Annotated in this window: 19 protein-coding genes; 17 read left to right on the forward strand and 2 right to left on the reverse strand. The window is 32.7% G+C overall.

Annotated features, from left to right (window positions below):
- The first annotated feature begins 122 nt into the window (after positions 1 to 122).
- The 8 genes from BUE10_RS23055 to BUE10_RS23090 all read left to right on the forward strand — a co-directional run bounded on the left by BUE10_RS23055 (position 123) and on the right by BUE10_RS23090 (position 8,212).
- On the forward strand, positions 123 to 848 hold the full coding sequence (locus BUE10_RS23055) for a hypothetical protein (RefSeq protein WP_073489421.1): 726 nt from the start codon (positions 123 to 125) through the stop codon (positions 846 to 848).
- Positions 849 to 1,045: 197 nt separating this feature from the next.
- The gene (locus tag BUE10_RS23060) at positions 1,046 to 1,801 is read left to right on the forward strand and encodes a hypothetical protein (protein WP_073489423.1); all 756 of its coding nucleotides are present in this window, start codon (positions 1,046 to 1,048) and stop codon (positions 1,799 to 1,801) included.
- A 5-nt stretch (positions 1,802 to 1,806) separates the two neighbouring features.
- Positions 1,807 to 2,508 (forward strand): lipoyl(octanoyl) transferase LipB, encoded by a 702-nt coding sequence (gene lipB / locus BUE10_RS23065; RefSeq protein WP_073489425.1) that lies wholly within the window; start codon positions 1,807 to 1,809, stop codon positions 2,506 to 2,508.
- A gap of 20 nt (positions 2,509 to 2,528) precedes the next feature.
- On the forward strand, positions 2,529 to 3,347 hold the full coding sequence (locus tag BUE10_RS23070) for an AraC family transcriptional regulator (RefSeq protein ID WP_073489427.1): 819 nt from the start codon (positions 2,529 to 2,531) through the stop codon (positions 3,345 to 3,347).
- A gap of 79 nt (positions 3,348 to 3,426) precedes the next feature.
- Positions 3,427 to 4,026, forward strand: coding sequence for an NAD(P)H-dependent oxidoreductase (locus BUE10_RS23075; protein ID WP_073489429.1), 600 nt, complete (start codon positions 3,427 to 3,429; stop codon positions 4,024 to 4,026).
- Positions 4,027 to 4,198: 172 nt separating this feature from the next.
- The gene (locus tag BUE10_RS23080) at positions 4,199 to 5,053 is read left to right on the forward strand and encodes a nuclear transport factor 2 family protein (protein WP_143056012.1); all 855 of its coding nucleotides are present in this window, start codon (positions 4,199 to 4,201) and stop codon (positions 5,051 to 5,053) included.
- Positions 5,054 to 5,186: 133 nt separating this feature from the next.
- Entirely contained in the window at positions 5,187 to 5,768 is a 582-nt protein-coding gene (locus BUE10_RS23085; RefSeq protein WP_073489432.1) for a Crp/Fnr family transcriptional regulator, read from the forward strand.
- Positions 5,769 to 5,848: 80 nt separating this feature from the next.
- On the forward strand, positions 5,849 to 8,212 hold the full coding sequence (locus BUE10_RS23090) for a TonB-dependent receptor (protein WP_234984800.1): 2,364 nt from the start codon (positions 5,849 to 5,851) through the stop codon (positions 8,210 to 8,212).
- A gap of 64 nt (positions 8,213 to 8,276) precedes the next feature.
- Here BUE10_RS23090 and BUE10_RS23095 read toward each other — a convergent pair whose 3' ends face one another.
- The gene (locus BUE10_RS23095) at positions 8,277 to 8,945 is read right to left on the reverse strand and encodes a ribonuclease HII (RefSeq protein ID WP_073489436.1); all 669 of its coding nucleotides are present in this window, start codon (positions 8,943 to 8,945) and stop codon (positions 8,277 to 8,279) included.
- A gap of 171 nt (positions 8,946 to 9,116) precedes the next feature.
- Here BUE10_RS23095 and BUE10_RS23100 point away from each other — a divergent pair, with 171 nt between their 5' ends.
- The 5 genes from BUE10_RS23100 to BUE10_RS23120 all read left to right on the forward strand — a co-directional run bounded on the left by BUE10_RS23100 (position 9,117) and on the right by BUE10_RS23120 (position 14,747).
- A complete protein-coding gene (locus tag BUE10_RS23100; RefSeq protein WP_073489438.1) occupies positions 9,117 to 11,096 on the forward strand; it encodes a putative porin in 1,980 nt (659 codons plus the stop codon).
- Between the two features lie 50 nt (positions 11,097 to 11,146).
- Positions 11,147 to 12,508 carry a pyridoxal-phosphate dependent enzyme gene (locus tag BUE10_RS23105; protein ID WP_073489440.1) on the forward strand — a complete coding sequence of 454 codons (1,362 nt, stop codon included), beginning with the start codon at positions 11,147 to 11,149 and terminating at the stop codon, positions 12,506 to 12,508.
- Between the two features lie 86 nt (positions 12,509 to 12,594).
- Positions 12,595 to 13,077, forward strand: a complete 483-nt coding sequence (locus BUE10_RS23110; protein ID WP_073489442.1) for a 3'-5' exonuclease — start codon at positions 12,595 to 12,597, stop codon at positions 13,075 to 13,077.
- A 75-nt stretch (positions 13,078 to 13,152) separates the two neighbouring features.
- Entirely contained in the window at positions 13,153 to 14,424 is a 1,272-nt protein-coding gene (locus BUE10_RS23115; protein ID WP_073489444.1) for a DUF2851 family protein, read from the forward strand.
- 95 nt (positions 14,425 to 14,519) lie between these two features.
- The gene (locus BUE10_RS23120) at positions 14,520 to 14,747 is read left to right on the forward strand and encodes a PspC family transcriptional regulator (RefSeq protein ID WP_007810860.1); all 228 of its coding nucleotides are present in this window, start codon (positions 14,520 to 14,522) and stop codon (positions 14,745 to 14,747) included.
- 71 nt (positions 14,748 to 14,818) lie between these two features.
- Here BUE10_RS23120 and BUE10_RS23125 read toward each other — a convergent pair whose 3' ends face one another.
- The gene (locus BUE10_RS23125) at positions 14,819 to 16,333 is read right to left on the reverse strand and encodes an amino acid permease (RefSeq protein WP_073489445.1); all 1,515 of its coding nucleotides are present in this window, start codon (positions 16,331 to 16,333) and stop codon (positions 14,819 to 14,821) included.
- Positions 16,334 to 16,620: 287 nt separating this feature from the next.
- Here BUE10_RS23125 and BUE10_RS23130 point away from each other — a divergent pair, with 287 nt between their 5' ends.
- The 4 genes from BUE10_RS23130 to BUE10_RS23150 all read left to right on the forward strand — a co-directional run bounded on the left by BUE10_RS23130 (position 16,621) and on the right by BUE10_RS23150 (position 20,127).
- A complete protein-coding gene (locus tag BUE10_RS23130; protein WP_073489447.1) occupies positions 16,621 to 17,496 on the forward strand; it encodes a ComEA family DNA-binding protein in 876 nt (291 codons plus the stop codon).
- A gap of 14 nt (positions 17,497 to 17,510) precedes the next feature.
- Positions 17,511 to 18,653, forward strand: coding sequence for an acyl-CoA dehydrogenase family protein (locus BUE10_RS23135; RefSeq protein WP_073489449.1), 1,143 nt, complete (start codon positions 17,511 to 17,513; stop codon positions 18,651 to 18,653).
- Positions 18,654 to 18,906: 253 nt separating this feature from the next.
- On the forward strand, positions 18,907 to 19,101 hold the full coding sequence (rpsU, locus tag BUE10_RS23145) for a 30S ribosomal protein S21 (RefSeq protein WP_012024008.1): 195 nt from the start codon (positions 18,907 to 18,909) through the stop codon (positions 19,099 to 19,101).
- 132 nt (positions 19,102 to 19,233) lie between these two features.
- On the forward strand, positions 19,234 to 20,127 hold the full coding sequence (locus tag BUE10_RS23150; protein WP_073489451.1) for a tyrosine-type recombinase/integrase: 894 nt from the start codon (positions 19,234 to 19,236) through the stop codon (positions 20,125 to 20,127).
- The last annotated feature ends 8 nt before the right edge of the window (positions 20,128 to 20,135 follow it).

Below are 20,135 nucleotides of genomic sequence, written 5' to 3' on the forward strand. Positions count from 1 at the left end.
TTGATTTTGATCGTGCGATTGCTTCGTTCCTCGCAAAGACACACAAGCCGAAATTTCTGTAAGAAATTAAACAAAAAACACAGTATCTTAGCAGCTTAGAACCTCAGAACCTTCCAAAAAAAATGAAATACCTCTCAGCCTTTTTATTTTTAATTCTATTAACAAGCTGTCAAATTACCGAAACCATAACCATTAATCCTGACGGAAGCGGAGATATTAAAATGGAGCAGCTTCGCGAAGAAAATAGTTATATGCAATTGGCAGGAGAATCGTACGGACGTGAAAATGTATTTCAAGACACCACATATGTTTTTAAGGAATATATTGAAAAATACAAGGAAACATTTTTAAAATATACGCCCGAAGAGCAAAAGCTGTTTCAAAAATATATTAATGTAAAAGTACATCTCAAAAAGAGTTCGTTTGAGAAAGAATTTCGAAGTATTTTTTCACTTCATTTTAATAAAGTTTCAGAAATTCCGGATTTGTATAAAACAGAAGATTACGCAGACGATCTTGAAAATAATTATGCGTTAACGGCCGAAACCCATTATTACAAAATCTCATATGATTTTAACGGAAAAATTTTTAAACGTTTTGTTTCAATTATCAATGCAGAAGAACTCCAAAAAGCAAAAGACGGATATAAAAACTATGAATCTAAATATGGAAACTTAAAATTAACGCAGACTTATACTTTAAAATATAGTTTTCCTCAAAAGATAAAATCAGTTTCAAATGAAAAAGCGGTTATCAGCCCTGACAAAAAATCTATAACCTTAGAATTTCAGCTCTCAGATTGTTTGCGTGATCCAGAAATGACAAATTTAGAGGTAGTTTTAGAGTAGGTTTTTATGGCCCGCAGATTTAACGGATGAAACGGGTTTGCACAGGTTATTGTTTAGCCTGAACTTTGTCAAAGTTTTAAACTTTGACAAAGTTGCCTACAGTAAAAAAAGAAATCAGTGTAAACCTGTTTCATCCGTAAAATCCGTGGTCAATTTTAAAAATAGAGTTTGTATATTTGATAAAAAATTATACTACGATGAAATTATACAAACTATTTAGTTTTTCTTTTTTAATAGCGACATTAACAAGCTGTACTTTTACTGAAAATATTTACATTAACGATAACGGAAGCGGAAAATTCTCTGTAGACATGGATGGTTCTGCCTTGATGGAAATGGCGGGCGACCAAGTTGGCAGCCAGATGGGAGCCAACGCAAAAAAAGACATTGATTCTACTTTTACCTTCAAACAATTGTTTGCCGATAAAAAAGACAGCATCGCCAAAATGTCTCCAGAAGCACAGCAAGAAATTAAAAAACTCGAAAATTTTGTAGTTCATACTAAAATGAGCGCAGAGAAAAAACAGTTTTTAATGACTTTAGAGACTGATTTTAAAAGCGTAAACGAACTTCAGGATATTTTGCAAACTGCCAGTACACTTCAAAAATTAGAAGGCGGAGCAGCAGCTGCAAGTCCAATGGGAAGCGGTTTTGGAAACAATAACAGCAAACTAAGTTATACTTACGACGGAAAGAAATTTACCAGAAAAGCCACTATTGATCAGCAAAAACTGGCAGAAGTAAAAAAAGATTCGGCAGCAGATATGTCTAAAATGATGTTTGCTTCATCGAATTATATTATCAAATATCACTTTCCGAAGAAAATAAAAAAAGTATCGAACCCGAATGCTTTATTCAGCGACGATAGAAAATCAATTACAATTCAATACACTTTCACGGATTATATGGAGAATCCTGACAAACTCAACTTTGATGTTGAGTTTGAAAAATAATTAAAATGAATACAAAAATTCAACTTCAAGATCTTGGAAACCGAGATTATAAATCGACTTGGGAATATCAGGAAGAACTTTTTCAGGATATTGTTGACTTAAAAATCAAAAACAGAAGAGAAGAACTTGACTTGCCAACACCAAATTATTTGTTGTTTGTAGAACATCCGCATGTTTATACTTTAGGCAAAAGCGGTGATTTTGAGAACTTATTATTAAACGAAAAACAGCTCGAAGCAAAAGGGGCAAGTTTTTATAAAATCAACCGCGGCGGTGATATTACGTATCACGGGCCGGGACAAATTGTTGGATATCCCATTCTGGATTTAGAAAATTTCTTTACGGATATTCATAAATATCTGCGTTTTCTGGAAGAAGCAATGATTTTAACTTTAGCAGAATACGGTTTAGAGTCGGGCAGAAGCGAAGGCGAAACCGGAGTCTGGCTTGGCGTTGGAACTCCGTTTGCACGCAAGATTTGTGCAATGGGCGTTCGCGCTTCACGTTGGGTTACCATGCACGGATTTGCTTTAAACGTAAATGTTGATTTAGGTTATTTTGATAATATAATTCCGTGCGGCATTCGTGGAAAAGGGGTTACCTCTTTAAACGTAGAACTTGGCGTAGAAAAAGTTGACGAAGAAGAAGTAAAGTCTAAAATAATTAAACATGTAGCTAATTTGTTTGAAGCGGAATTTATTAAATAAGCTTCTAAAAATAGTATAGTATGAAAAATGCTGAAGAAAATAACAATTATAGAATTGCCGTTCCTTCAGCATTTGAAACTGTTTTTTCGCATTTCTACTTTGCCGAAAACAAAACAGAATTTCCCATAACCAAAACTTTATTGCCAAGTTTTCAAAGCATTCTGGCTTTTAACTTCGGAACAAAATCCTCTTTAAAATCGCAGCAGAATACTTTTTTAGAAGTTGAAAAGTGTATTGTTCTGGGACCAATTAAACAAGCTTTTGATTATACTTTAGAACCTGGTTCACAGATTTTAGTTGCCAATTTTAAAGAAGATGCTTTTTACAGATTCTTTGGCAATGCGCTTTTTGATTCGATGCCCATTCATCCCGATGATTTAATTAATGAAAACTGTTTTACGGTTTTATGGGAAGAACTTCAAAATATTCCTGATCCAAAAGAATGTGTCGATTATATTTTAGATTTCTGCAAACCTTATTTGCGGGAACAAACGGCAATTACAACCCTTTTAAACGATTTTCAAGATCAGAATTTAAATCCCATAAAAGCGATTGCTTCACAGATCAACCAAACCGAAAGAAATATTCAGCTCAATCAAAAGAAAGTTTTTGGTTATTCCGTTAAAGAAGCCAATCGCTATGAAAGATTTTTAAAAGCCGTTGATCAGATTCAGAAAAATATACTAAACGACTTAAAAATAGATTGGTTAACGATTGTTGACCAATGCGGATATTACGATCAAAGCCAGCTTATTCATGACTTTAAATATTACATGAATATTTCGCCAACAAAATTTCTTAAATTTCAAAGCGATATCTGCAGTTCAAAACCGCAATAAAGCCGATTTCGTTTTCTTACAATTACTGCCCAAACCTGCGTTATACATTTGTCATGTTCAATCTTTAAAACTAGAAAACATGAAAAATTTAATTATTTACGCACATCCAAACGAAGCAAGTTTAAACCATTTCTTCAAAAATACAATTGTATCATCTTTAGAAAAATCAGGACAGGAAATTGTGGTCCGTGATTTAAACGAAATCAATTTTAATCCGGTTCTTTCTTTGCAGGACATGCAGGGACAAAGAATGGGACAAGTTGCAGAAGATATCCAAACAGAACAGGATTTTATTTCGTGGGCAGATCAAATTATTTTTGTTTACCCAATTTGGTGGACAGGAATGCCGGCTATTATGAAAGGTTATATTGACCGTGTTTTTAGTTACGGATTTGCGTATCGATACGATCAGGGCGTTCAAAAAGGTTTACTGACAGGAAAACAAGCCATTATTGTAAATTCTCATGGAAAATCGAATGCTGAGTATGAAGCGATGGGAATGGACAAAGCTTTGGAATTAACTTCGGATATTGGAGTTTTTAAATATTGCGGATTTGAAATCAAACAGCACTTTTATTTTGACAAGGCAGACAGAGCCTCGGTAGAAAGCGTTTTAGAATGGGAAAATGAACTTAAAAATGTTTTTAAAATGATTGACGAAGTTTCTGTTTTTCAATAGAAATTTATTTTTCAAAAGAATAATTGCAAAAAATCTAAAAATGATCAGCAAACGCTAAGGATTTTGAATTGATGGTAAATTGCAGCACTATCGTGGTTTTCTAATGTTTTTATGGTAAATTTGGTTTTACACTTAAATTATAAGCTTTTAACTAAATCTAATCTAACAACTTATGAGAAAAATCTACTTTGTATGTTTCCTATTTATGCTTAATGGTCTTTTTGCTCAAAAGAAAGAAAAATTAAATCCAATTGCGGTTTACGAAAAAGTTTGGCAGGAAAAAAATAGTGATGCAAGATTAAAACTGATCAAATCGATCTGGCTGGACGACAGTACTTTTGAAGATCCTTCGGCTTCTATAAAAGGGCAAGCCGCCTTAAATAATGTTATAAATGAGTTTTATAAAAAGTTTCCTGATGCTGTATTGACATCGGGTGCAAAAGTTGTAAAAGACAATTATGTAACCTGGGAGTGGAAAATTATTGATGGCAAGAAAAAAGAGCCTATAATGGGCGGACGTGATTTTGCCAGATTAAATGGAAAAGGTCAGGTAAGTAAAATTATTGGTTTTTGGAATACAGAAGTTACTTTGTCTGATGCTGAAGTTTTACAAAACCTTGAAGCCGATAATTTTAAAGTTGTAGCGCAATATTATGATTGCCTTTTTAAAACCAGAGATTTTATAAAAATGGCGGCGTTAATTGAAGACGGAGCAATTTATAGTCAAGCAGAAGGTTTGCCTTACGGCGGAACTTATGTTGGGTTTAACGAATGGACCAAAATGTATGCAAAATCTACTGAGTTTTTTGATTTAGAAATTGAAAAAGAACCTACTTATTTTAGTGATGCAACTAAAAATGAAGTTATTATTTATTTTACCATAAAATGCAAATCAAAAAAATCTGGTAAATATCTTTCCATGCCCATTTCAGAACATTTTGATTTGAAAAACGGAAAAATTACCGCAATCAGGCCATTTTATTTTGATACTAAACAATTTGCTGAATTCTTAAAAAGCAGAAAATAACATACAGGAAGTTAAATAACGGTGTAATATGTTATGTTTCTGTTTATTAAAGTTTTTAGTGCAATTTTTTTCGATAGTTTAAGTTATTTATTTTAACCACCAAAAACTATTTCATTTCTAAAACCTTGATAATATGGAATGTGTTATTACAGATTTATCCCGAATGATAGAATTTAATGAAGAAGAAAGCTTGGCTTTTGAAAGCATACTCCGATTTAAAACAGTCAAAAAAAACGAACATCTTTTGGCAGAAGGAGATATTTGTAATTTCGGAATTTTTATTGCTGAGGGCAGTATTCGTTATTATTATTTGGTTGACGGTGTAGAATCAACCGGAAATTTCTTTTTTGAAAACGATTGGTATTCAGACTTTGAAAGTTTTTTATACGGCAAACCTTCTTTGTTAAACATTGAAGCCCTCGAAGATTCGGTAGTTTATTTGGCTTACAAAGAAGATTTTGAAAAATTAGTTTTACAATATCCTGTTTTTAATTCTTTTCTGCGAATTATGATGGAACGCACCATAAAAGGTTTAACAGGAAGAAATATGGCCATGTCATTATTATCTCCGGAAGAACGTTATTTACGTTTTTTAAAATACTGCCCAAAAGTAGTCGAAAGGGTTTCCTTAAAACACATTGCCAGTTATTTAGGAATTCAGCCGGAAAGTTTAAGTCGAATTCGAACCCGAATTACTTTAAGCAGCAAATCTTAACCGAAGTCAATTTTTAAGAAATCTCAGCATTCTATTTTTGCTTTTATAACCAATAAAGCAAAATTAAAATGAAGAATATAATGTCAATTGTCTTAAGTCTTTTGGGCTTGATTTCCTACGCTCAAACGGGCGTTGTGAGAGGAAAAATAATAGACAAACAATCTGAAAAACCTATTGCAGGAGCTATTATTTCTTTAGCCGGAGATGAAAGTATTCAAACAGAATCAGATTCAGAAGGAAGTTTTAGATTAATCAATATTCCGCTTGGGAGACAGAGTATCAATATAAGTTTTACAGGATATGAAAACACTTCAGTTTCAGATCTAGATGTAACCACCGGAAAAGATAATCTGTTGACTGTTTCATTAATTGAAAAGTTTAATACACTTGATGAAATCGTCGTAACATCTGGAACCAACAAAGCAAAGCCGTTAAACAAAATGGCATTGGTTTCGACAAAACAATTTACTACAGAAGAAGTAACCAGATTTGCGGGCGGACGAAGCGACGTGGCGCGCTTGGTTTCTAATTTCGCCGGCGTTTCTACCGGAGATGACAGCCGAAATGATATTGTTGTGAGAGGAAATTCTCCATCGGGAATGTTGTGGAGAATTGAAGGAATGCCGGTTCCAAGCCCGAATCACTTTTCAACTTTAGGAACAACAGGCGGTCCGGTTTCGGCATTAAATCCAAATCTTTTGGCAAATTCTGATTTCCTAACTTCGGCTTTTCCGGCAGAATATGGAAATGCAATTGCAGGTGTTTTTGATTTAGGTTTTAGAAAAGGAAATCCTGATGAATACGAATATATGATTAGTGCCGGAGCTTATCCGGGATTAGAATTTATGGCAGAAGGACCGCTGGGTAAAAAAGGCGGATCGTTTGTTGCCGCGGCAAGATATGGTTTTGTGGGCATTACGGGATTGGCCGGAACTGATGCACAGCCCAATTACAGTGATATTAGTTTTAATGTCGATTTCGGGAAAAGCAAATTGGGGAATTTTTCTGTTTTCGGAATTTACGGCGTTTCTGATATTGATTTTCTTGGTGATAAAATTGACAAAGAAGATCCTTTTGCAGCGCAGGATGAAGACAGTTATGTAACCTCTGGATTTGCTTCTTTTGGATTAAAACACAATTTAGAGATTGGCTCAAAATCATATTTAAAAACAATTGTGGGTTATTCGAATGCCAATAACTCGTATAAAAATTTCCGTTATTACAATTATGGTACGCCAACAGAAAACAGACTTCCGTTTTCGGATATTAAAAACGATGAAAATAGATTTACGTTTTCGACTTTATTCAATTCTAAAATCAATAAAAAAATAACTTTTAGAGCGGGATTATTGTATGAAAATTATACACTCGATGCAAAAATGTCTTCAAGAGACAGACAGCAGGATTCTGACGGAGACGGTTTTCCAGATTTTGTTCCGTTAATTAATAACAACGGAAATTATAATGTCGTGCAGCCGTTTGTGCAGGGGCAATTCCGCTTGACGGAAAAATTAACTTTTAACGCGGGAATTCACGGGCAGTATTTTTCGATCAATGAACAGTTTGTTTTTGAACCAAGAACAGCTTTATCGTACGCCCTAAATCCTAAAAACACGGTAAGTTTTGGTTTCGGAATTCACCATCAAAGTGTTCCCGTTCCTATTTTATTTTTGAATGAATTTGTAAACGGAGTTCAGGTTCAAACCAATAAAAATCTGGATTTAGTACAAAGTCAGCATTATGTTTTAGGTTATGATGTTCGTTTGGCCAATAAATGGCGCGGAAAAGTCGAATTGTATTATCAGGATATTAGCAAAGCTGCGGTTGAATCGTTTCCAAGCAGTTATTCTTCTTTAACAGAAGGCGCAGATTTTGGATATTCGATAGATAAAACTTCTTTGTTAAGTAAAGGAACGGGATTTAATCAGGGAATTGAATTTACAGTTGAAAAATTCTTTAGCGAAGGGTATTATGCCTTGTTTACCACTTCTCTTTTTGAAAGTAAATATAAAGGAAGCGATAATATCGAACGAAATTCTCCTTTTAATAATGGTTATGTAATCAATCTTTTAGGAGGAAAAGAGTTTAAAGTTGGAAAAGCAAAAAGAAATGTATTTTCTATCGATACCAAGTTTACAACTGCCGGCGGACGTTATTATACGCCTGTTGATTTAGTCGCTTCAAACAATGCAGGTTATGAAATTAGAGACGATGCAAATGCTTTCGGCAAGCAATACGATGCGTATTTGAGACTGGATGTAAAATTCGGAATTAAATTAAACAGCAAAACCAAAAAGAGATTCCATCAGTTTTATATTGATCTTCAAAACGTAACCAATAATACAAACGTGTTTACAAGAGAATATAATAGGTTAACAAACAGTGTAAACCAAAAAGATCAAATTGGTTTTTCACCAGATTTTGGATATAAATTTCAGTTTTAGTTAAGAATGTGTTGGGGCAGATTTTTAAAACCAAAAAGGCTTATCAATTTAGATAAGCCTTTTTTTATTCTTCAAAAAAATTGAGTTCTAATTGATCTGGCAACAGCCTGAAACTCATTCTATGGTATTTTGTTGGGCCATATTTTTTAATGGCTTCGCGATGTTCTTTTGTTGGATAACCTTTATTTTTTTTCCAGTTATACATTGGGAATTCCTCGTGAATTTGATCCATATATTCGTCACGGTACGTTTTTGCCAAAACAGAAGCGGCAGCAATACTCAGGAATTTGGCATCGCCTTTTATAATACTTTGATTCGGAATTGATTTTAGTAAAGCAATCTCTTCTTTAGAAAATTGTTTTCCAAAACTGTTTTTAAGGCCCAATTTTGCATTTATAGAGCGGTTTCCATCCACAATAATATATTCAGGAACATGCTTTAATTTTAAAATACATTCCTGCATTCCTTTCATCGAAGCATTCAGGATATTGATTTCGTCAATTTCATCTGGAAATAAATGTGTTACCGCAAAACAAACAGCATGTTGTTCGATAATTGGTTTTAAAAAAAACCTCATTTTTTCAGACAATTGTTTACTGTCATTTAAAATTTCGTGTTCAAAATCTTCAGGCAGGATTATAGCTGCGGCAGTTACAGGTCCCGCAAGACAGCCGCGTCCGGCCTCATCAGTTCCAGTTTCTAAAACAAATCCCGAGAAATTTTTTGCAAGCATTTTTTTGAAATTTTAAAAGGCAAATATCATAAAATTTTATACAAAAATATTCGTTTTCATACTGTCTGCCAAGGTAATTGTATAAATTGAAGTGTTTTTTTATTTATACATATTTATCTTTTACCTTTGCTCAACAAATTTTGTCGAAATAATTACATATAAAGCCATCAAATGAGAATATTCATTTTTCTATATCTATTAATTGTACCAGCATTATTGTTTTCTCAGGAAAAACCTAAACCAGCTTCTAAAAATAATTTAGATATGAATACGCAATATTCTAGTATAACAGACACTGTTAAAAAGAAGAAGGCAAAAATTGCAACCATAGATCAATATCAAATTATTACGCTGGAACACGATACTATTTATGCCGATACGTCGCTGACAATAAAAGGTGCTTACAAACAAAATCACCTGCGAAAAGATCTTTTTGGACTTTTAGAATCTTCTAATATTGGTCAGCCGTTGAATACATTGCAATACAGTTTAACGAGTTTTTCGCCGTATCCGGAAATTGGTTTTAGTGCCATGCATTCTAATTACATACAAGCAGACGAAGTTAGATATTACTCAGCAGCGACACCTTTTACGGAACTGTTTTTTAATACAACTATCAATAAAGGACAAAATGTTGATTCGTTCATCACGCTGAATGTGTCTAAAAACCTTAATTTTTCTATTGCATACCGAGGTTTACGATCAGAAGGAGATTATATAAACCAATTAGTAAGCGCCGGAAACTTTAGGTTTACAACAAGTTACGCTACTACTAACAGAAGGTATGCATTGAATGCACATTATACGTATCAGGATAATTCGAATGAAGAAAACGGAGGAATTACAACTCCGGAAGATTTTGAAAGCGACGATCCCGATTTTAAAAACCGTCAGCGTCTGCAGGTTTATTTAACAGATGCCAAGTCATTTTTAAAAGGAAGACGTTTGTTTTTTGATCACGCTTTTAGAATAAATCCTACGCATGGAAACAATAATTTATATGTAAACCATCAATTAAATTACGAAAACAAATTTTTCGAATACAACCAGCCAACGGTACTTTCTGCAGTTGACGGAATCGAAGATCCGGTAAAACGTTTTGGTGAATCGTACGTAACGAGTAATATAAACGATCAAACACATTTTGAAAGACTTTACAATAAAGTTGGATTAGCTTATGAAAATTCTCTTTTAGGAAAATTTAATTTCTTTGTTGATGATTACAGGTCTAATTATCAATACGATAAAATTATTGTTTTTAAAGATGGCAGAATTATTCAGGATAATTTATTTCTACAAATTAATAATGTAGGCGGACAGTATGAATATCAAAAAAATAAATGGAACGGTAGATTTTTGTACACAAGATCTATCACCAATCAATCGCTTTCTGATCTTGATGCAAAACTGCGTTATACATTAAACGACAAGATTCAGTTTGATTTTAGATACAGAAACATTAATAAACTGCCAAACAACAATTATAATTTGTACCAAAGCAGTTATGTATCATACAACTGGTCTAAGGATTTTAAGAATGAAAAAATAAATACATTAGGAGCAAATATTTATACGCCTTGGTTAAATGCCGAAGTTAATTATACCGTTTTAAACGATCATTTATATTTTGATGATGTATCTGATGCTGATGACGATGCAGTTAGAACCCAAATCATAAGTCCGGCTCAATACGGAAATGCGATTAATTATTTAGAAATAAAAGCAAATAGAGAATTTAAATTTGGAAATTTTGCCTTAGACAATACACTTTTGTATCAAAAAGTAGATCAATCAGATTTGATTTTAAATGTACCTGATTTTGTAACCAGAAATACACTTTATTATTCAAATTATTATTTCAAAAAAGCATTATATGCTCAGGCAGGAGTTGTATTTAATTACTTTACAAAATATTATGCTAACGATTATAACCCGGTTATTGGGGAGTTTTTTGTGCAGGATAAAAAAGAAATTGGGAATTATGCCACTTTTGATGTTTTCATAAATGCAAGAATTCGCCAGACACGTTTTTATATAAAAGGAGAACATTTAAATGCTTTATTTTCAAGCAGTAATTATTACTCTACGCCTAATAATCCGTATCGTGATTTTGTAATCAGATTTGGTTTAGTCTGGAATTTCTTCCAATAAAAACGAATCGTAACTTTACTTAAAAAACCAAATATTAAACTTAGATAAAAATGGACTTTTCAAATAATATTTTAGAAACAATTGGTAATACGCCATTGGTAAAACTCAACAAAATTGTTGCTGAAATTGATGCGTTAGTACTAGCAAAAGTCGAAACTTTTAATCCTGGAAATTCTGTTAAAGACAGAATGGCTGTGAAAATGATTGAAGATGCCGAAGCTGACGGCCGACTTAAACCAGGCGGAACTATTATTGAGGGAACTTCTGGAAATACCGGAATGGGACTTGCTCTTGTTGCGATTATAAAAGGTTACAAATTGATTTGTGTAATCTCAGACAAACAGTCTAAAGAAAAAATGGATATTCTGCGTGCTGTTGGCGCAAAAGTAGTGGTTTGCCCTACAGATGTTGAACCTACAGATCCTCGTTCTTATTATTCAGTTTCAAAACGTCTGGCAGAAGAAACACCAAATTCATGGTATGTAAACCAATATGATAACTTGTCAAATTCATTGGCACATTATGAGCAGACTGGACCAGAAATCTGGAAACAAACAGATGGTAAAATCACGCATTTTGTGGTAGGAGTTGGAACAGGCGGAACAATTTCCGGAGTTGGAAAATACTTAAAAGAGAAAAACCCAAACATTAAAATCTGGGGAATTGATACGTATGGTTCTGTTTTTAAAAAATACCACGAAACCGGAATTTTTGATGAAAACGAAATTTACTCGTATATAACAGAAGGAATTGGAGAAGACATTTTACCAAAAAACGTTGACTTTTCTCTAATTGACGGATTCACAAAAGTAACAGATAAAGATGCTGCGGTTTATACAAGAAAAATAGCACTTGAAGAAGCTATTTTTGTTGGAAATTCTGCTGGAGCTTGTATCAAAGGACTATTGCAGTTAAAAGAGCATTTTAAGCCAGATGATGTTGTTGTGGTATTATTTCACGATTCAGGAAGCCGTTATGTGGGTAAAATGTTTAATGACGACTGGATGCGCGAACGTGGATTCTTAGAAGAAAACGTTACGAAAGCCGAAGATGTTATTAAAGATCATATTGATAAAGAATTGATCGTTGTTCGTACAGAAGAATTGGTTTCGCACGCAATTGAGCGTATGCGTAAATATAAAATCTCGCAAATTCCGGTGGTTGATATCAACGGATTTGTTGGTTCTGTTGATGAAACAGATTTGTTTAGAAGTTATGTTGCCGATAAAAACGTAGCCGAAAAACCAATTAAAGAAGTAATGGGAAAACCTTTCCCAATTGTAAAATTAGGAACTCCAATCGAAGAAGTTTCGAAATTATTTACCAAAGAAAATGATGCCGTTTTAATTGATTTAGGAAACGGAAATCATCATATTATTACTAAATATGATATTATTGGTTCGATAAAATAAGAAACTTATAAATAAACTTTATCCATAAATCTGATTGTGATTGCAATTAGGTTTATGGATTTTATCTTTTAAAAAATAATTAAAGAATGAATTTTACCGCTATAGATTTTGAAACTGCAACAGGACATCATCCGTGTTCTGTGGGAATTGTTACTGTTGAAAACGGAATCATAGTAGATGAATTCGTTACTTTAATTAAACCGCCAAATAACGAATATAATCCGTTTACGATTCGTGTTCATGGCATTTATCCAAAAGATACTATCAATGCAAAATCCTTTTTTCAGGTCTATCCTGAAATTGAGAAAAGATTAAAAAATAGAGTTGTGGTAGCACACAACGAAAGTTTTGACCGTAATGTTTTAATGAAGTCGATGCTGCTGCATGGTTTAAATTATGAAGATTTAAATATTGCCCCAAAATGGGAATGTACCGTTAAAATTTATAAAGCAAAAGGTTTAAAACCAACAAAATTAAGTGATTGCTGTCGCGAAATGAAAATACAGTTAAATCACCACGAAGCACTTTCGGATGCAAGAGCTTGTGCAAAATTATATATGCTTAGATAAATAATTTTATTATTTGTAAGAATAGTATTAAATTTTTTGTTATTTTAGATTTTTGTAATACTATAAAATCTAAAAATGAAAGAAGACTTTCTTCATTACTTATGGAGATTCAAAAAGTTTGATACGTTGAATCTTGTAACTGCTCAAAATGAATCGATTACCATAATTAAAACAGGAGATTATTTAGAACTTTCCGGACCTGATTTTTTTAATGCACATATTAAAATTGGCGATCAAAAATGGGCTGGAAATGTAGAGATTCACGTAAAATCATCAGATTGGTACTTGCATAATCATGAAAAAGATGCTGCCTACGAAAATGTAATCCTTCATGTAGTTTGGGAAAACGACACCACAATTTTTAGAGAAGATAATACCGAAATTCCGGTTTTGGTTCTCAAAGATTATGTAGAAAAGGAAGTTTTGGATAATTACAATGCACTTGTTTCTCCTAAAAGCTGGATTTCGTGCGAAAAACAAATACATGAAATCGATGCTTTTGTTTTTAAAAACTGGCAGGAAAGATTGTTTTTTGAGCGATTAGAACGTAAATCTAAATTTGTTTACGAATTACTGGAAGAAACCAATCAGGATTGGGAAGCGGTTTTGTTTTGTCTTTTGGCTAAGAACTTCGGATTAAATACAAACGGATTGGCCTTTCTTCAAATGTCAAAATCAATTCCTTTTTCAATCATCAGAAAAGAAAGTTTTGAAGTAGAAAACCTGGAGTCATTGCTTTTAGGAACTTTAAATTTATTAGATGGAGAAAAGGAAGATGTTTATTTTAAAGATTTGAAGTTTAGGTATTTTTATCTGCTGCATAAATATCAGTTAGAAAAATCATTTATCGATCCTGTTCAGTTTTTTAAACATCGACCAGATAATTTTCCAACAATTCGGCTTTCTCAGCTCGCTAATTTGTATCACAAACATCAAAACTTGTTTTCGAAAATAATTGCGTTAAAATCAGCTAAAAGTGTGTATGAATTACTTAATGTTTCCGTAAGTTCCTATTGGCAGAATCATTATCAATTCGATAAAGAAAGCCCGAAGAAAACGAAAACATTATCCAAATCATTTGTTGATTTAGTAATCATAAATACCATAATTCCAATTCAGTTTGCGTATTCTAACATAATGGGAGATTCAGTTTCAGAAGATTTAATTGATTTCATGAATGAAGTCGCCCCAGAAAAAAACGCCATTATCGACAAGTTTTCTTCCTTCGGAATAAAATCTAAAAATGCATTTGAGACCCAAACATTATTGGAACTTAAAAACGAATACTGCAATAATAAAGCGTGTTTAAAATGTGCATTAGGAATGGAGCTGCTCAAAAATAATTAGGTAATTAGAAAATGTGCTAATGAGATAATTTGTACTTTTGCCTAATCGAAGTCAAAGAAATCTAAAATCTTAGGTCTAAAATCTAAAATCAAGTAATGTCAGCAATATTAAAACTTAAATTCTTTTTTGAAAAATACGGTTTTCATGTATCATCCAGACTGGCTGATAAACTGGGAATGCGCGTAACAAGCGTAAGGTTGTTTTTTATTTACATTTCGTTTGTAACGGCTGGTTTAGGTTTTGGAGTTTACCTTACATTGGCTTTTTGGATTCGTCTAAAAGATTTAATCCGTGCAAAAAGGACTTCTGTTTTTGATTTATAATTCAAAAGTTTTAAAGCATATCTCTATATAAAAAAACCTGTTCAATTGAACAGGTTTTTTTATGATAATCATTATTGAATTTCTTCGATTTCGTTTTGAGGATTGTTAAGTTTCGCTCGTTTTTTACTGTAAGCAAAATAAACAATGATACCTAAAGTTCCCCAGCATATAAAAGCGATCCAGGTATCATGTCTTACCTGAGTCATTAAGAATAAATTGAAAGATACACCTAAAGTTCCAACTAAGTAAACTGCCGGAGTTTTGTAATGTCTTTCTAATTCTGGTTTTTTATATCTTAAGATCATAACGGCAACACATACCATTCCAAATGCTAATAATGTTCCCATACTACACATTTCACTTACTTTTTCAATTGGGGTAAGCGCAGCAACAATCGAAATAATTGTTCCAACTAAATAGGTACTCTTATAAGGTGTTTTGAAAGTTGTGTGCAGTTTGCTGAAAAATGGAGGTAATAAACCATCTCTGGACATTCCTAAGAAAATACGAGTTTGTCCAAGCATCATTACAAGCATTACAGATGTTAAACCTGCAGTTGCAGCAATTGTGATAATAAATACAGCCCATGTTAATCCGTTTTCACTAAAAGCAGAAGCAACCGGAGCAGCTTTGTCTAATTGATCGTAATGAACCATTCCGGTTAATACTAATGAAACCAGAATATATAGAATTGTACAAATAATTAAAGAAGCAATAATAGCAAATGGTACATCTTTTTTAGGATTAATTGCTTCTCCGGCCTGAGTCGAAACAGCGTCAAATCCAATATAAGCAAAGAATACAATTGTTGCAGCCGTTAATACACCTCCAAATCCGAAATTCATTTTTCCAGTTGCATTTCCTAGCGCATCAAGAGCAGGAACTTCAGTAGGAATAAATGGATGCCAGTTATCAGTATTGATGTAGAAAGCACCGCAAACAATTACAAAAAGAACTACAGCAATTTTTACAATTACAATAATATTATTTGTACTTGCAGCCTCTTTAATTCCTTTTACAAGAATTGCAGTTACAACCCATGTAATTAAAAAGGCAGGTAAGTTAAATGCAAATGTTGGAAGATCGATTAAATCGTGAGGAAACTCTTTATTATGTTCGATGATTTTTTCTGTAGCAGTATGAAAATCATTGCAGAGCCAGATTGGGATGTTAATTCCAAATAAATGGAGAAGTTTTACAAAGTACCCGCTCCAGGCGACGGCGACGGTGGTGGCACCCATCATGTACTCAAGAATTAAGTTCCATCCAATGAACCAGGCAAAAATTTCGCCGATTGTTCCGTATGCATAAGCATATGCAGAACCTTCTACCGGTAATACTGAAGCAAATTCAGCATAACAAAGAGAAGCAAATAAACAGCCTATACCTGCAATAACAAAGGATAGAGCCAGAGCTGGACCCGCATAATCATGAGCTGCGATTCCTGTTAAAGTGAAAATTCCTCCACCTATGATTGCCCCAATTCCTAATGAAGTTAAACCCCATCTTGTAAGAACTCTTTTTAAATCACTTTTTTTCATATCGGCCTCAAAGGCTGATATTGGTTTAACTCTCCAAATTGACATACTATTTTATTGGTTTATTGTTATTAAGCTCCAAATGTATCGTTTTTTGTAAAAAATAAAAACAATAATCATATTTTAAGTTATAAAATATTTAAATTTTTGATTTATTCGGTTTGCAATGTTCAGTTAGAGCTGAGTTTATTTTAATCTCTATTATATCGATTGAGTTTGAAAGTGCCAAATTTAGAAATAATATTTTTAGTATTTTTCTTAATAAATATAAATTTTATCCCGTATTTTATACTTTTTATAATAACATTACATTTATAATAATCACAACTTTCAAGATGTTCAGTCAATATTTTAAATTTACAAGCCAGCAAAGAACTGGTATCTTTTTACTTTTTATAATTATCATCGCATTACAGTTAATTTATTTCTTTGCCGATTTTAACCAGTATGAAAAAACTTTTCCTGAAGAGAAAAAATGGCTCTCCTTACAAAAAGGAATAGATGCAGCAAAAGTGACAAAATATAAGAACAAACAAAAAGTATATACTTTCAACCCAAATTTTATTTCTGATTATAAAGGATACAAACTTGGAATGTCTGTAGAAGAGATAGATCGTTTGTTAGCTTTCCGAAAACAAGATAAATATGTAAACTCAGCCGAAGAGTTTCAAAAAGTAACACAAATTTCAGATTCATTATTAAAGGCAATGTCTCCTTTGTTTAAATTCCCGGATTGGACACAAAAGAAAAACGATTTTAAAACAGAGAAAAAAGAGTACGTTCAAAAAACATCTTTCAAAAAAGAAAGTATAATAGTTAAAGATATAAATCAAGCCAGTCAGGAAGATTTAATTGCAATATATGGTATTGGCGAAGCATTGTCTGCAAGAATATTAAAACAGAAAGAAATTTTAGGAGGTTTTGTTTCTATGGAACAGCTTGACGAAGTTTGGGGACTTTCGCCAGAAGTGATAGCCCAGCTAAACAGCCATTTTAAAGTGATTATGCCTTCAGGTTTTAAGAAGATTGCCATAAATGACGCGACATTAAAAGAATTATCACAGTTTCCATACTTTAAATATACACTTGCAAAACAAATAGTCACCTATAGAAGTATGAACGGAAATTTTAATAATATTGAGGATTTGTCAAAAATTAAAGGTTTTCCTGTTGAAAAAGCAAAAATAATTAGTTTATATTTGGAGTTCTAAAAAAATAGTACATAATGAATTTTGATTATAACGAAATGCAGTCGATGATTGCTCAATCTATAAAAGACTTTGCAGAAAAAAATATTAAGCCCTTTATAATGGAGTGGGATGAAGCCCAGATTTTTCCGGTTGATTTATTTAAAAAACTCGGTGAAATGGGGTTTATGGGAGTTTTAGTACCCGAAGAATATGGTGGATCTGGATTAGGTTACCATGAATATATTACGGTTATTGAAGAGATTTCAAAAGTAGATCCCTCAATTGGTTTGTCAGTTGCAGCGCATAATTCGCTTTGTACCAACCATATTTTGACCTTTGGAAACGAAGAGCAAAAGAAAAAGTATTTACCAAAATTAGCTACGGCCGAATATATAGGAGCCTGGGGTTTAACAGAACATAATACAGGATCTGATGCCGGAGGAATGAATACAACGGCTGTTAAAGACGGAGATTTTTGGATTATTAATGGTGCTAAAAACTTTATTACACATGCTATTTCTGGAGATGTAGCGGTTGTAATTGTTAGAACAGGAGAAAAAGGTGATTCTAAAGGGATGACTGCTTTTGTTTTAGAAAAAGGAATGGTTGGATTTTCTTCTGGTAAAAAAGAGAATAAATTAGGAATGCGTGCCAGCGAAACTGCCGAGTTAGTTTTTGACAGCTGCCGGGTTCCAGATGCAAACAGATTAGGTGAAGTTGGACAAGGATTTGTTCAGGCAATGAAAATTTTAGATGGAGGCCGAATTTCAATTGGAGCTTTATCATTAGGAATTGCAAAAGGAGCTTATGAAGCAGCATTAAAATATTCAAAAGAAAGATATCAGTTTGGTCAGCCAATAAGCAGTTTTCAGGGAATTTCATTTAAACTAGCCGATATGGCAACAGAAATTGAAGCCTCAGAATTATTATTGCATAAAGCAGCATACTTAAAACAACAGCATAAACCGGTAACAACATCTGGAGCAATGGCGAAAATGTATGCTTCAGAAGCCTGCGTTAAAATTGCAAACGAAGCAGTGCAGATTCACGGAGGTTATGGCTATACAAAAGATTTTCCGGTAGAGAAATTCTACAGAGATTCTAAGTTGTGTACGATTGGAGAAGGAACAACTGAAATTCAAAAATTAGTTATCTCTAGAAACTTATTGAAAGAGTAAAGGGTAAAGAGTAAAGAGTAAAGAGTAAAGAGTAAAGAGTAAAGAGTAAAGAGTAAAGAGTAAAGAGTAAAGAGTAAAGAGTAAAGAGTAAAGAGTAAAGAGTAAAGAGTAAAGAGTAAAGAGTAAAGAAGCTCTGTTTTTTCTCTATTTTTTATACTCTATTCTCTTTCAAAAAAATAATTCACAATTTATAACTCATAATTAATAATTAATTTTTACATTTGCAGCCTTAACGAGAGGAGGTGTCTATATTATGTTAATTATACCAATTAAAGACGGAGAAAATATCGATAGAGCATTAAAGCGCTATAAAAGAAAATTTGATAAAACAGGAACTGTTCGTCAATTAAGAGCACGTACTGCTTTTATTAAGCCTTCTGTTGTAAAAAGAGCTCAAATTCAAAAAGCTGCTTACATTCAAACTTTGAAAGATAGTTTAGAAAGTTAGTATTTCGCTTTTCAAAAATAATTACCGTTAGTCATCAAAAAGTTTTAACTTTGATGCTAACGGTTTTTTTTTATTTTAAAAATCTTCTGATGATTTATATATAATAGGTATAAATCGAAAAAAATCTTTCTTATGAAATCAAACAAAGAAGCTTTTCGTGATTATTTGCAGCTGGAAAAAAAATATTCTCCACATACGGTTAATGCTTATTTGAATGATATTGGTTTTTTTGAAGAATTTAATAAATCTCGTTTTGAGCAGGAAAACGTTGAGAAAGTTAATTATAGTCAAATAAGAAGCTGGATTGTTTCTTTAGTTGATCAGGAAATTTCTAATGTTTCTGTAAATCGAAAAATGGCTTCCTTAAAAGCCTTTTATAAATTTCTTTTAAAGATTAAGCAAATAGAGGTAAATCCAATGCTTAAACATAAAGCGCTTAAAACTCCTAAAATTGTTCAGATTCCATTTTCAGAAAAAGAAGTAAGTGATTTAATGCTTGGGGTAGATTCTCCGTCCGGATTTGAAGAAATAAGAGATAAGCTTATTGTTGATCTTTTTTATACGACGGGAATGCGTCGTGCAGAATTAATAGGTTTAATGATAAAGAATGTCGATTTGTCTTCGAATCTTATTAAGGTGTTAGGAAAAAGAAATAAGGAGCGAATTATTCCGCTTTTACCCATTGTTGCAGATCAGATTAATTTGTATTTAAAAGAAAGATCGGGGGTTGAAGAAATCGTAGATTCTGATTATTTTTTTATTTCGAAAAAAGGGTTAAAATTGAGTGAATCGTTTGTGTATCGATTAATAAATTGTTACTTTAGTAGGGTCTCTGAAAAGGTAAAAAAAAGTCCTCACGTGCTTCGGCATACTTTTGCGACTCACTTATTAAATAACGGAGCAGATTTAAATTCAGTTAAGGAGTTATTAGGGCATTCGAGTTTGGCATCTACGCAAGTTTATACTCATAATAGTTTAGCAGAACTTAAAAAAGTTTATTCAGATGCTCATCCAAGAAATAAGTAATAACTCTG

This window comes from Flavobacterium sp. CF108 (assembly GCF_900129795.1).
Lineage (GTDB): Bacteria > Bacteroidota > Bacteroidia > Flavobacteriales > Flavobacteriaceae > Flavobacterium.

What these genes read in the sequence shown, in the direction of transcription:
- BUE10_RS23135 (WP_073489449.1), top strand. Translation starts at nt 17,511, where the DNA reads ATGAATTTTGATTATAACGAAATGCAGTCGATGATTGCTCAATCTATA.
- BUE10_RS23085 (WP_073489432.1), top strand. Translation starts at nt 5,187, where the DNA reads ATGGAATGTGTTATTACAGATTTATCCCGAATGATAGAATTTAATGAA.
- BUE10_RS23125 (WP_073489445.1), bottom strand. Translation starts at nt 16,333, where the DNA reads ATGTCAATTTGGAGAGTTAAACCAATATCAGCCTTTGAGGCCGATATG.
- BUE10_RS23060 (WP_073489423.1), top strand. Translation starts at nt 1,046, where the DNA reads ATGAAATTATACAAACTATTTAGTTTTTCTTTTTTAATAGCGACATTA.
- BUE10_RS23110 (WP_073489442.1), top strand. Translation starts at nt 12,595, where the DNA reads ATGAATTTTACCGCTATAGATTTTGAAACTGCAACAGGACATCATCCG.
- rpsU (WP_012024008.1), top strand. Translation starts at nt 18,907, where the DNA reads ATGTTAATTATACCAATTAAAGACGGAGAAAATATCGATAGAGCATTA.
- BUE10_RS23095 (WP_073489436.1), bottom strand. Translation starts at nt 8,945, where the DNA reads ATGCTTGCAAAAAATTTCTCGGGATTTGTTTTAGAAACTGGAACTGAT.
- BUE10_RS23115 (WP_073489444.1), top strand. Translation starts at nt 13,153, where the DNA reads ATGAAAGAAGACTTTCTTCATTACTTATGGAGATTCAAAAAGTTTGAT.
- BUE10_RS23120 (WP_007810860.1), top strand. Translation starts at nt 14,520, where the DNA reads ATGTCAGCAATATTAAAACTTAAATTCTTTTTTGAAAAATACGGTTTT.
- BUE10_RS23090 (WP_234984800.1), top strand. Translation starts at nt 5,849, where the DNA reads ATGTCAATTGTCTTAAGTCTTTTGGGCTTGATTTCCTACGCTCAAACG.
- BUE10_RS23105 (WP_073489440.1), top strand. Translation starts at nt 11,147, where the DNA reads ATGGACTTTTCAAATAATATTTTAGAAACAATTGGTAATACGCCATTG.
- BUE10_RS23075 (WP_073489429.1), top strand. Translation starts at nt 3,427, where the DNA reads ATGAAAAATTTAATTATTTACGCACATCCAAACGAAGCAAGTTTAAAC.
- lipB (WP_073489425.1), top strand. Translation starts at nt 1,807, where the DNA reads ATGAATACAAAAATTCAACTTCAAGATCTTGGAAACCGAGATTATAAA.
- BUE10_RS23130 (WP_073489447.1), top strand. Translation starts at nt 16,621, where the DNA reads ATGTTCAGTCAATATTTTAAATTTACAAGCCAGCAAAGAACTGGTATC.
- BUE10_RS23080 (WP_143056012.1), top strand. Translation starts at nt 4,199, where the DNA reads ATGAGAAAAATCTACTTTGTATGTTTCCTATTTATGCTTAATGGTCTT.
- BUE10_RS23055 (WP_073489421.1), top strand. Translation starts at nt 123, where the DNA reads ATGAAATACCTCTCAGCCTTTTTATTTTTAATTCTATTAACAAGCTGT.
- BUE10_RS23070 (WP_073489427.1), top strand. Translation starts at nt 2,529, where the DNA reads ATGAAAAATGCTGAAGAAAATAACAATTATAGAATTGCCGTTCCTTCA.
- BUE10_RS23150 (WP_073489451.1), top strand. Translation starts at nt 19,234, where the DNA reads ATGAAATCAAACAAAGAAGCTTTTCGTGATTATTTGCAGCTGGAAAAA.
- BUE10_RS23100 (WP_073489438.1), top strand. Translation starts at nt 9,117, where the DNA reads ATGAGAATATTCATTTTTCTATATCTATTAATTGTACCAGCATTATTG.